This window comes from Streptomyces rubiginosohelvolus (assembly GCF_014649875.1).
Classification (GTDB): Bacteria; Actinomycetota; Actinomycetes; order Streptomycetales; family Streptomycetaceae; genus Streptomyces; species Streptomyces rubiginosohelvolus.
Window position 1 is genome coordinate 1497873 of record NZ_BMTW01000001.1, and the last position, 11012, is coordinate 1508884.

The 11012-nt window shown below is 70.6% G+C and carries 11 protein-coding genes and 1 tRNA gene; 8 read left to right on the forward strand and 4 right to left on the reverse strand.

Annotated features, from left to right (window positions below; genetic code table 11):
• Positions 1 to 55: 55 nt before the first annotated feature.
• The 6 genes from IE134_RS07110 (at position 56) to purM (ending at position 6303) form a co-directional block, all read left to right on the forward strand.
• Positions 56 to 562, forward strand: a complete 507-nt coding sequence (locus tag IE134_RS07110; protein WP_030707670.1) for an ArsR/SmtB family transcription factor — start codon at positions 56 to 58, stop codon at positions 560 to 562.
• A 39-nt stretch (positions 563 to 601) separates the two neighbouring features.
• Positions 602 to 1552, forward strand: coding sequence for a M23 family metallopeptidase (locus IE134_RS07115; RefSeq protein WP_098895235.1), 951 nt, complete (start codon positions 602 to 604; stop codon positions 1550 to 1552).
• Positions 1553 to 1562: 10 nt separating this feature from the next.
• Positions 1563 to 2360: a maleylpyruvate isomerase family mycothiol-dependent enzyme gene (locus tag IE134_RS07120; protein ID WP_189429873.1), complete on the forward strand. Its 798-nt coding sequence runs from the start codon at positions 1563 to 1565 to the stop codon at positions 2358 to 2360.
• A 111-nt stretch (positions 2361 to 2471) separates the two neighbouring features.
• Complete coding sequence (locus IE134_RS07125; RefSeq protein WP_078614300.1) at positions 2472 to 3311, forward strand: META domain-containing protein; 840 nt, start codon at positions 2472 to 2474, stop codon at positions 3309 to 3311.
• 331 nt (positions 3312 to 3642) lie between these two features.
• Positions 3643 to 5169, forward strand: a complete 1527-nt coding sequence (gene purF / locus IE134_RS07130) for an amidophosphoribosyltransferase (RefSeq protein ID WP_030076797.1) — start codon at positions 3643 to 3645, stop codon at positions 5167 to 5169.
• A gap of 60 nt (positions 5170 to 5229) precedes the next feature.
• Positions 5230 to 6303 carry a phosphoribosylformylglycinamidine cyclo-ligase gene (gene purM, locus IE134_RS07135; RefSeq protein WP_030707677.1) on the forward strand — a complete coding sequence of 358 codons (1074 nt, stop codon included), beginning with the start codon at positions 5230 to 5232 and terminating at the stop codon, positions 6301 to 6303.
• A 138-nt stretch (positions 6304 to 6441) separates the two neighbouring features.
• Here the strand turns inward: purM and IE134_RS07140 are convergent, their stop codons facing one another.
• Complete coding sequence (locus IE134_RS07140; protein WP_006125824.1) at positions 6442 to 6699, reverse strand: DUF3073 domain-containing protein; 258 nt, start codon at positions 6697 to 6699, stop codon at positions 6442 to 6444.
• Positions 6700 to 6980: 281 nt separating this feature from the next.
• Positions 6981 to 8072, reverse strand: coding sequence for a Leu/Phe/Val dehydrogenase (locus IE134_RS07145; RefSeq protein ID WP_030707678.1), 1092 nt, complete (start codon positions 8070 to 8072; stop codon positions 6981 to 6983).
• A gap of 175 nt (positions 8073 to 8247) precedes the next feature.
• On the opposite strand from IE134_RS07145, the gene IE134_RS07150 reads away from it, so the two are divergent.
• Positions 8248 to 9093, forward strand: a complete 846-nt coding sequence (locus IE134_RS07150; protein ID WP_189429875.1) for a DUF8083 family protein — start codon at positions 8248 to 8250, stop codon at positions 9091 to 9093.
• 656 nt (positions 9094 to 9749) lie between these two features.
• A complete protein-coding gene (bldC, locus tag IE134_RS07155) occupies positions 9750 to 9956 on the forward strand; it encodes a developmental transcriptional regulator BldC (protein ID WP_003949541.1) in 207 nt (68 codons plus the stop codon).
• A gap of 581 nt (positions 9957 to 10537) precedes the next feature.
• On the opposite strand, the gene IE134_RS07160 is transcribed toward bldC, so the two are convergent.
• A complete protein-coding gene (locus tag IE134_RS07160) occupies positions 10538 to 10768 on the reverse strand; it encodes a DUF6274 family protein (protein ID WP_189429876.1) in 231 nt (76 codons plus the stop codon).
• Between the two features lie 153 nt (positions 10769 to 10921).
• Positions 10922 to 10996, reverse strand: a tRNA-Asp gene (locus IE134_RS07165).
• Between the last annotated feature and the right edge of the window lie 16 nt (positions 10997 to 11012).

The following is an 11012-nucleotide window of genomic DNA, read 5'->3' on the forward strand; positions in this document are numbered from 1 at the left end:
GGCCTTCTCCCGAACCCTCTTGATGGAAATTACGTAATTACGTAAGATTGGTGTCATGGAGCTGGAGCAGCGGGTCGCCGAGCTGGAGAGGCGGCTCACGGCGCTGGAGCGGCGGGACCCCGAGTCCCCCCGGCTGGGCGACGGCGACTTCTGGGCGCTGGAAGGGCTGAAGCAGCAGCTCGCCGACGCCGGGGAGGCCGGGGCCGACGGGGGAGTGCTCTACACGGGCTCGGTCCGGCTGCCCACCGGTGAGCAGTACGGCTGGCAGTACGGCGCCTTCACCGAGGCCCTGTTCGACGGGGACTGGGCGGATGCCGCCGAGTCGTTCGCCGCGCTGGGCCACCCGGTCCGGCTGCGCCTGCTCCGCGAGATCCTCGGCGGCCTCAGGACGGCCGCCGAACTGGCCGCCCTCGACGGTGCCGGCACCACCGGCCAGATCTACCACCACCTGCGCCAACTGACCGGCGCGGGCTGGCTGCACGCGGCGGGACGCGGCAAGTACGAGGTGCCGCCCGCCCGGGTCGTGCCGCTGCTGGTGGTGCTGACGGCGGCGCGGCCCTGAAACCGACGAGAGTCTCCGCGACATCAGGGGGAAACGACCATGTCCGAGTCCGTCCGCAAAGCCGTCCCGGCCGCCATGCGGCTGTCCTGGCTGGTCCTGTTCGCGCTGATGATCGGGGAGTTCGTCACGGATCTGCCCGGGCCGGGCTGGGCGACCACCTTCCTGCCCGCGCTGGTCGTGCTCGCCCTCATGGTGGCGACGATGGCCCTGCAGGCCCGGGCCGCCGCGCCCCGGGGTGAGCCGAGGCCCCCGGTCGAGGTCGACCCGCCGGTCACCGGTCGCTGGAGCGCCCTCAACAGCCCGGCGGACAAGGTGCCGAGCCACGGGACGCACGTGTACGGGCAGACGTACGCGATCGACATCGTGGCCGACCCGGAGACGGGGGAGGGCGAGCCGCCGGCCCGGCCCGCGTTCCGCTGGCTCTGGCCGCTCTTCCGCCGCAACCAGGCCTTCCCGGCCTTCGGCGCCCCCCTGCTCGCGGTGGCCGACGCCACGGTCGTGCGGGCGAGCGACGGCCAGCGCGACCACCTGAGCCGCACGTCGCTGGCCGGTTTCGTCTACCTGATGCTCATCGAGGGCAACGTCCGCTCGATCGCCGGCGCGCACCGGGTCGTCGGCAACCACGTGGTCCTCGACCTCGGCGACGGCACGTACGCCGTCTACGCGCACGCCCGGCGCGGATCGCTCCGGGTGAAGGCCGGGGACACCGTCCGGGCCGGTCAGCGGATCGGCAGCGTGGGCAACTCCGGCAACAGCTCCGAACCGCACCTCCACGTCCACCTGATGGACGGCCCGGACCTCGACGACGCCCGGGGTGTCCCGTTCACCTGGCGGGGCGTCGGAGTCCCGGCGAACGGCGAGACGTTCACCGTGGAGGAGCGGATCGACGAAGCCGAGGAGCGGGTCGCGGAAGCCCGGCCGGGCGATGCCGGTGGGGTCGGGGAACAGGCCGCACCGGCCCGGCCCGGCGATGTCGGTGGCGCCGGTTAGTCTCGGCCCCATGCCTCCGGCCAAGAAGCGCCCGCGCGCCTACGACCACCTCAGGACCCGGACGGCGGTCCTCGCCCAGTACGCCCATGTGCGCGACGCCGTCGCCGCGCTGACGCCGCAGCAGCTCGCCTCACCGACCCGGCTCGGCGACTGGACGGTGCGTGATCTGGTCGCGCACATCGCGCAGGGGCTCGGCTCGGTCAGCCGGGACCTGGCCCTGCGGGAGCCGCCCGGACCCAAGCCCGCGACCACCCTCCTGGAGTGGCCGCCGGCCGTCGCGGCGGTCGTCAGGGACCCCGAAGCCCCGGCCCCGGCGGCCGACCGCCCCGACCTCCTCGCGCTGTACGGGGAGGTGGAGGCGGCCTTCCTCGCGGACGTCCCCTCCTCCGGCACGGGGGACCGGCTGCTGCCCACCCGGGTCGGCTCCATGCGGCTGACCGACTACCTGGTCACCCGGACCGTCGAGCTGATCGTCCACACGGACGACCTGAACGAGGCGCTCGGGCTGGAGATCCCGTACGACCGGCAGGCCCTGGCCGCCTGCACCCGGCTGCTGGCGGACACCCTCGCGGACCGGGCGCCGGGCGGCTCGGTCGAGGTGCGGGTCCCGCCGTTCGCGGTGGTCCAGTGCATCGGCGGCCCCAAGCACACCCGGGGCACCCCGCCCAATGTCGTGGAGACCTCCCCGCTGACCTGGATCCGGCTCGCCACCGGGCGTACGGAGTGGGCGCGGGCCCTGGAAGAAGCCGAGGTCAGCGCCAGTGGGGAGCGGGCCGACCTGGCCGCGCTGCTCCCGCTGCTGCGCTGAGCCGGGCGCCCGACGGCGAAGCCGGGTGATCCGGTTGCGTACGCCCCGAAGCGGAGCGGGCGGAACCGGATCGGACCCTCGTACCGTCACATCGCCATGCACACACAACGGATGACCCTCAGCGTCAGTGTCCTGGCCCTCCTCGCCCTCGCCGCCTGCGGTACGGAGTCGGGTTCCGGCTCCGGCAAGGGATCCGGCGACGGCGGGGACACCGCGCAGAGCGATGTCCCCGTCACCGGCGTGGCGTGGAGCGTCGACTCGGTGACCGTCGGCGGGAAGAAGACCGAGGCCCCGGAGGGGGCCCGCCTGGAGATCGACCCGAAGGGCCGCGCCACCGCGGACTTCGGCTGCAACCACATCAGCGTGGACGCGCAGGTGAAGGGCGACCGGATCACCCTGGGCAAGCCCGTCACCACGCAGATGGCGTGCGACGTGAAGATCGAGAGGTTCGAGAAGGCCGCCATCGACGCCATGGGCGGCGAGCACACCGCGAAGCTCTCCGGCGACAAGCTGACCCTCACCACGGAAGGCGGGAACACCATGGCGCTCAGCGAGGAGAAGCCCGCCGACCTGGTGGGCACCAAGTGGACGGTGAACACGCTGCTCGACGGGAAGACCGCCACCACCGTGCCGGCGGACCTGCCGAAGGAGCGGACGCCGCACCTGACCTTCGCCGAGGACGGCACCGTACGCGGCAACGCCGGCTGCAACTCCTTCAGCGGCAAGGCCACGGTCAAGGACTCCCGAATCGTCTTCGGGCCCACGGTCAGCACTCGCAAGATGTGCCCGGAGGCCGAGATGGAGACGGAGCGCGCCGTGCTCGCCGCCCTCAAGGGCACGAAGACGTACACGATCAAGGGCAGCACCCTCACCCTCGCCGCCGACGACGGCAAGGGGATCGGTGCCACAGCCGCACCCGCCGGGGCCGAAAACAGCTCCGAGCACGGCTGAACCCGGCCCCTCGGTGTGAGGCTCACCACGAAACGAGCGTTCGGCCAGCGGCCCGGGCGAAGATCGGCCGGGTTCACCGAGCGCCACGGCCGCCCGCCCGCCGCCCAGCGCGGCTACCCGTCGGTAACCAGCCGCTCGGCCCGGAAGGGAGCGCCGCGTCCGTCCCGGGCGCTCCGCGCCCTCCGGGCGGGCGTCACGCAGGGTCACCGACCGAAGTCCCGCGAATCACCCGCCCCGGGTGGCGGGCGGGCCCGTTCCCCGTGCTCCACCGCGCGTTTGCCCCCCGGTCCCCAATTCGGACCAGTGGCCGACCTCGCCTACACTCGGTGCCGTGCCCCGTGGTGATGGACGACTCAACCACGACCTGCTCCCCGGAGAGAAAGGCCCCCAGGACGCTTGCGGCGTCTTCGGTGTCTGGGCTCCGGGCGAAGAGGTCGCCAAGCTCACCTATTTCGGACTGTATGCCCTGCAGCACCGCGGACAGGAATCCGCGGGCATCGCAGTGAGCAACGGGTCCCAGATCCTGGTCTTCAAGGACATGGGACTGGTCTCGCAGGTCTTCGACGAAACGTCTCTGGGTTCCCTCCAGGGCCATATCGCGGTCGGTCATGCCCGCTACTCCACCACCGGTGCCTCGGTGTGGGAGAACGCGCAGCCGACGTTCCGTGCCACCGCGCACGGCTCGATCGCCCTCGGCCACAACGGGAACCTGGTCAACACCGCCCAGCTCGCGGAGATGGTCGCCGACCTCCCGCGCAAGGACGGCCGCGCCACCCAGGTCGCCGCGACCAACGACACCGACCTGGTGACCGCGCTGCTCGCCGGGCAGCGCGACGAGGACGACAAGCCGCTCACCATCGAGGAAGCCGCCGCCAAGGTGCTCCCCGATGTGAAGGGCGCCTTCTCGCTCGTCTTCATGGACGAGCACACGCTCTACGCCGCCCGCGACCCGCAGGGCATCCGCCCGCTGGTCCTCGGCCGCCTGGAGCGCGGCTGGGTCGTCGCCTCGGAGTCCGCCGCGCTCGACATCTGCGGCGCCAGCTACGTACGCGAGATCGAGCCGGGCGAGCTCGTCGCCATCGACGAGAACGGTCTCCGCACCTCGCGATTCGCAGAAGCGAAGCCCAAGGGCTGTGTCTTCGAGTACGTCTACCTCGCCCGCCCCGACACCGACATCGCCGGGCGGAACGTCTACCTCTCCCGCGTGGAGATGGGCCGCAAACTGGCCGCCGAGGCCCCCGTCGAGGCGGATCTCGTCATAGCGACCCCGGAATCCGGCACCCCCGCCGCGATCGGGTACGCGGAAGCCAGCGGCATTCCCTTCGGCGCCGGACTGGTCAAGAACGCCTACGTCGGCCGGACCTTCATCCAGCCCTCGCAGACCATCCGCCAGCTCGGCATCCGGCTCAAGCTGAACCCGCTCAAGGAAGTCATCAAGGGCAAGCGCCTGGTGGTCGTCGACGACTCGATCGTCCGCGGCAACACCCAGCGCGCCCTGGTCCGGATGCTCCGCGAGGCCGGCGCCGCCGAGATCCACATCCGGATCTCCTCGCCGCCGGTGAAGTGGCCCTGCTTCTTCGGGATCGACTTCGCCACCCGCGCCGAGCTGATCGCCAACGGCATGACGGTCGACGAGATCTGCACCTCCATGGGCGCCGACTCCCTCTCGTACATCTCGATCGACTCGATGATCGAGGCGACGACGATCGACAAGCCGAACCTCTGCCGCGCCTGCTTCGACGGTGAGTACCCCATGGACCTCCCGGACCCGGAGCTGCTCGGCAAGCAGCTGCTGGAGACCGAGCTGGCGGCGGGCCCCGCGGCGACCGCCGCGGCCGACGCGCTGCGCCGTCCGTGACCCGGACGCACCGCGGCCCCTCCCACCAGCCCCGTATCTCCACACGAAAGATCCCAGGCCATGTCTGAGACAACAGGTGCTTCCTACGCGGCGGCCGGCGTCGACATCGAAGCCGGTGACCGCGCCGTCGAGCTGATGAAGGAGTGGGTGAAGAAGACCCAGCGCCCCGAGGTCGCCGGTCTCGGCGGACTCGGCGGCTTCGCCGGCCTCTTCGACGCCTCGGCGCTCAAGCGCTACGAGCGTCCGCTCCTCGCCTCCGCCACCGACGGTGTGGGCACCAAGGTGGACCTGGCCCGCCAGATGGGCGTGTACGACACCATCGGCCACGACCTCGTCGGCATGGTCGTGGACGACCTCGTCGTCTGCGGCGCCGAGCCGCTGTTCATGACCGACTACATCTGCGTCGGCAAGGTGCACCCCGAGCGTGTCGCGGCCATCGTGAAGGGCATCGCCGAAGGCTGCGTCCTGGCGGGCTGCGCCCTGGTCGGCGGCGAGACGGCCGAGCACCCGGGCCTGCTGGGCCCGGACGACTTCGACGTCGCCGGAGCCGGTACGGGCGTGGTCGAGGCCGACCGCCTGCTCGGCCCGGACCGTATCCGCAAGGGTGACGCCGTCATCGCCATGGCGTCCTCCGGTCTTCACTCCAACGGGTACTCGCTCGTCCGCCACGTGGTCTTCGACCGGGCCGGCTGGACCCTGGACCGCGAGGTCGAGGAGTTCGGCCGCACGCTCGGCGAGGAGCTCCTGGAGCCCACCCGGATCTACTCCCTGGACTGCCTGGCCCTCACCCGTACGACCGAGGTGCACGGCTTCAGCCACGTCACCGGCGGCGGCCTGGCCAACAACCTGGCCCGGGTCATCCCGGACGGCCTGCACGCCACCGTGGACCGCTCCACGTGGACGCCCGGCGCGGTCTTCGACCTGGTCGGCAAGGCCGGGAACGTGGAGCAGCTGGAGCTGGAGAAGACGCTCAACATGGGCGTCGGCATGATCGCGATCGTCCCGGCCGACTCGGTGGACGCGGCCCTGACGACGCTGGCCGACCGCGGGGTCGACTCCTGGGTCGCCGGTGAGATCACCGACCGCGGCGACCACGCGACGGGCGCCGAGCTGACCGGGGCCTACGCACGCTAGTCACCGTCACGCGGTGGTGCGCCGGGCGCACCACCGCACACGGCACGGAAACCGGATCGCACCACGGGCAACCCGGACCGGGACACACAGAACCCGGCCCGGGGCAAGCCCGGACCGGGTTGAAGTGTCAGCGCGAGGTCAAGCGCCGCGGCGCTGTGACGACGGACCGGACTGGTCGTCCTGATCGTCGTCATCGTCCTGGTTGTAGCGATCCGCGTACTGTGCGTACGGGTCATCTTCCTCGTCGTCGTCCTCGAACGGCTCTGCGTTCGGTGGCTGACTCGAAGGCGATGCGCCCAGCTCATTGGCCAGACGCGACAGGTCCGTCCCGCCGCTGCTGTACTTCAGCTGGCGGGCGACCTTGGTCTGCTTGGCCTTTGCCCGGCCGCGCCCCATGGCTCGACCCCCTCGGTGACGGGGCTCGACGGCCCCAGAGTCTTGACACGCGTTCATGTTTCAGGACGGACTCTCGACAGAGAGACCGCGCCCGTAGAGCTTTAACGGTACCTGCTTCCGTGGCCATACGGTACGCCGCCCGCATTCCGGTCCCCGGCACAGGACCGGCGAGGAGCCCCGTCCTCGCTGGTCAACTGCGATTTTAACCTCTTGTGGAGGTACGACCCGCCGACCGGCGTGAGTCTTGTCTCGCCGGTCGGCGGTCACGGGCGGCCGGGCGGTCAGCGGGAGCGCGCCTCCGCCATCCGCTGTTCGGCGAGCCGGTCGGCCGCCGCGGCCGGCGGAATCCCATCCGCCTTCGCACGTGCGAATATTTCCAGCGTGGTGTCGAAGATCTTCGTCGCCTTCGCCTTGCACCGGTCGAAGTCGAACCCGTGCAGCTCGTCGGCCACCTGGATCACGCCGCCGGCGTTGACCACGTAGTCGGGCGCGTAGAGAACCGACCGGTCGGCCAGGTCCTTCTCCACACCCGGGTGCGCCAGCTGGTTGTTGGCCGCGCCGCACACCACCTTCGCGGTGAGCACGGAGACGGTGTCGTCGTTCAGCGCGCCGCCGAGCGCGCACGGCGCGTAGATGTCCAGGCCCTCGGTACGGATCAGGGCGTCGGTGTCCGCCGCCACGGTGACCTCGGGGTGCAGGTCGGTGATCGTGCGCAGCGACTCCGCGCGGACGTCGGTGATCACGACCTCGGCCCCGTCGGAGAGCAGGTGCTCGACGAGGTGGCGGCCGACCTTGCCGACCCCGGCGACGCCGACCTTGCGGCCGCGCAGCGTCGGGTCGCCCCAGAGGTGCTGGGCCGAGGCCCGCATGCCCTGGAAGACGCCGAACGCGGTGAGCACCGAGGAGTCGCCCGCGCCGCCGTTCTCGGGGGAGCGGCCGGTGGTCCAGCGGCACTCCCGGGCGACGACGTCCATGTCGGCGACATAGGTGCCGACGTCGCAGGCGGTGACGTAGCGGCCGCCGAGCGAGGCGACGAACCGGCCGTAGGCGAGGAGGAGTTCCTCGCTCTTGATCTTCTCCGGGTCGCCGATGATGACGGCCTTGCCGCCACCGTGGTCGAGGCCGGCGAGGGCGTTCTTGTACGACATCCCGCGCGACAGGTTCAGCGCGTCGGCGACGGCGTCGGCCTCGGATGCGTACGGGTAGAAGCGGGTGCCGCCGAGGGCCGGGCCCAGGGCGGTGGAGTGGAGGGCGATGACGGCCTTGAGGCCGCTGGCACGGTCCTGGCAGATCACGATTTGCTCGTGGCCCCCCTGATCCGAGTGGAACAGGGTCTGCAGTACGTCTACGTGCCCGCTAGTCACATCGGTCACTGTGGTGACTCCCAAAGAACGAAGCGGCGGAGGCCCTCCTAGGGGTGGGGAGGACCCCGGACCGACCGGCACGGCCGGTCCGATGGGCAAGAGCGTAAGTCCTCAGGCGGCGCGTATCTGCCCCCGCGCGAAGGATCACCCTCCGGGGGTCATCGGCCGTGACACGATGCGCTCCATGTCGGTGGTGTCTTCGGTGCTCGTCCCTTACACGTCCTACCTCCGGATCTACGAGCCGCTCGCCGCCTTCGCCGAGCCCGAGCGCAGCCACTGGGCGCGCTACGCGCAACGCGAGGAGCTCCCCACGGCCCAGGACGAACTGCGCCGCTCGCTGGCCGACTTGGTGGCGACGCCGCCGGTCGGGGTGCCCGTGCACGAGAGCGGCGACGCGTTCGTGGCGGAGCTGGACGGGGTGGTGTGCGTCTGTCCGTGGCGGACCCGGCTGCGGGGCTGGCTGGCCCTGGAGGAGCTGGGGGGCATGTTTCCGGCCAACGTGCTCGACGCCGTGCTGTCCGCGGTGGTGCGCGGCCAGGTGGCGGCGGACCACGAGCGCTGGCGGCGGCTCCACCCGGACGCGCGGCCGTGGATCCGCACCACGGTGTGGCAGGTCCCGGTGCGCTGGTTCGTCCTCTTCGACGACGAGGAGCGGGAGTACACGGCGGCGGACGGCGAGGGGGCGGGACCCCTCCTGCGGTACCGCACGCCGATGGTCGAGGCCCGGCGCCGGCTGGCGCGGGCGCTGCGGACGCTGCGGGAGAGCGTTCCGGAAGGGCCGCTGACCGAGGGGCTGGTGGACGTGGGGCGCTGGCTGGAGGAGTTCCATCCGCGCTCGCTGGTCGAGCTGGACTACGGGGGCCTCGTCCACGCGCTGCCGGCGGACCGGCTCGCCGGGGACCGGTCGGCGGCGGATGTGGCGGAGGGGCTCGCCGCGCTGCGGGACGGCGACAGCGAGGGCGCGGGGGAGGCGTACGCGCGGCTCGCGGAGCGCTGGCGGGCGATCCGGGACCTCCAGTTCACCAATTGACGTGAAAAGGCCCACAGCGGCATCAAGGTGACGGAACCGGGGCATCCTTCATCCAGGACGAAGGGCCGGGACGCGAGGAGGAGGGAGGAGGCGGAGCGGGCGGGCCGTGAACCGACGGACGATCCGTGAACCGGTGTTCGGTGAACCGGCGTTCCGTGTGACCCGTGAGGTCTCATGGGACGGGTGGGGCAGGGGCGTACGCCGCTGGGTCCGGGACCTACGTCCCGAACCGGGCCTTTGCCTCAACCGTGATGGACAGCACTAACGGGGCCCTTGCGCCTATCCCTAACCCTCATGCCAAAATAGGACAAGGAGTCCGGGGAGGGCTCCTTCTGTCCAAGTAAGGGCAGAATGCTCGACATTGCACTCTATGGGGGGTCTGACGACTCCTGATCGCTCTGTGACTGATCGTCACTGGTGCGTGACTGTCCGCTATGGCATGGTCCATCGGCTTCCGTCGCTGATGAACACCTGGGAGGGCAATTCCATCGGTTTGGCCGACGTGGCTGGACGGATGGTGTAGTTGTAGTGCCGAGGACAAGCCGTTCGTCCTATAACCGACTCGGCCCGCGTCCGCCATTTCGGGCAACGCGGGTCAAGGTGCAGAATTTAGAGGAAAGAACCGAGAAGGTTCGGTTCTCCCGAGGAGGCCGCTCATGACCGCTCGCACCCCTGATGCCGAGCCGCTGCTGACCCCGGCTGAGGTTGCCACGATGTTCCGCGTGGACCCGAAGACGGTCACCCGTTGGGCCAAGGCTGGCAAGCTCACGTCCATCCGCACGCTCGGTGGACATCGCCGGTACCGCGAGGCAGAGGTCCGCGCACTGCTTGCGGGTATTCCGCAGCAGCGCAGCGAGGCCTGAACACCCCTGCCGACCAGCGATAACAGCAGCACAGCAGTACCGCAGTACCGCACAACATCCGGGCAGCTGACAGGTCCCCCAACCCCAGTCGCCCACCCATAGCTCCACTCGACGGACGCCTGCCCCAACGGGCGTCATACCTGTGTTCCACGGGTTTTCGTCGTATCGATCGCGCTGGACTCCGCCGGGTCCAGCGCGATCTTTTTGTGCCCGGACAGGGCCTCTCCGGCCGGCTCCCGGACCGCCCGGACGGTCCCTGGACGGGCTCTCCGAGCCGCTCCCGCGCCCGTACCGGCCCGGAGTCAGAACCGGGCGGTCGGTCGGCTTCAGGGGGCCGACGGGGGCGTTCGTGGGTCTGTGGGCGGGTCTGTGCGGGAGTGTGGGTGAGCGTCCCGGACGCGGCGGGACAGCCCCGGACGGAACGGTCCCCGCAACTCCACGGACCCCGTGCAATTGCACATATTAAATTCACCAGTTGTAGGGGAGGCGTAAAATCCCCCGGTCTGAAAACTCTTTCGGTGACTACCGTCACATCACCTGATGCTTGCCAACTACGAGCCTGCCACTGTCCGAACGCGCAGTCACCCGGCCGATGGTCGTGTTGCCGTGGGTCTTTCGTCCTCGTTGCCGCCGGCCTCCTGAGGGTCTTCGGCCGCCCCTTCGGGCTCCGCGGTCGCCCCGGGCTCCATGGCGAGGCGCAGGAGGCGATGGCAGACCGCGCAGTGCCGGGTGAGATGGCGATAGGCGGAAGCGGCCGCCAGGTGGGCGCGCAGCAGCGCGCGGGTCTCATGTCGTGCTGCGGACGCGGACATACGAGCCACCTCCCGGTGGGCCCGGCCGTCCCTCGCCGCGAGAAGCGCCGAAGGTACGGATACGGCCTCTGCTTCTACGGGGTACCCGCGGCGGATGAAGCCGTCAAGACGCGAGAAAGCCCGGATCGAAACGATCCGGGCTTTCTCCTACTGCGGTCCTGACGGGATTTGAACCCGCGGCCTCCACCTTGACAGGGTGGCGAGCACTCCAAACTGCTCCACAGGACCAGGTTTTCGCTGCTTG

Bases quoted from the DNA above. Each gene is read 5' to 3' on its own strand.
- purM (WP_030707677.1), top strand. From the start codon at position 5,230: ATGTCTGAGACAACAGGTGCTTCCTACGCGGCGGCCGGCGTCGACATC.
- IE134_RS07150 (WP_189429875.1), top strand. From the start codon at position 8,248: ATGTCGGTGGTGTCTTCGGTGCTCGTCCCTTACACGTCCTACCTCCGG.
- bldC (WP_003949541.1), top strand. From the start codon at position 9,750: ATGACCGCTCGCACCCCTGATGCCGAGCCGCTGCTGACCCCGGCTGAG.
- IE134_RS07110 (WP_030707670.1), top strand. From the start codon at position 56: ATGGAGCTGGAGCAGCGGGTCGCCGAGCTGGAGAGGCGGCTCACGGCG.
- IE134_RS07125 (WP_078614300.1), top strand. From the start codon at position 2,472: ATGACCCTCAGCGTCAGTGTCCTGGCCCTCCTCGCCCTCGCCGCCTGC.
- IE134_RS07115 (WP_098895235.1), top strand. From the start codon at position 602: ATGTCCGAGTCCGTCCGCAAAGCCGTCCCGGCCGCCATGCGGCTGTCC.
- IE134_RS07160 (WP_189429876.1), bottom strand. From the start codon at position 10,768: ATGTCCGCGTCCGCAGCACGACATGAGACCCGCGCGCTGCTGCGCGCC.
- IE134_RS07120 (WP_189429873.1), top strand. From the start codon at position 1,563: ATGCCTCCGGCCAAGAAGCGCCCGCGCGCCTACGACCACCTCAGGACC.
- IE134_RS07140 (WP_006125824.1), bottom strand. From the start codon at position 6,699: ATGGGGCGCGGCCGGGCAAAGGCCAAGCAGACCAAGGTCGCCCGCCAG.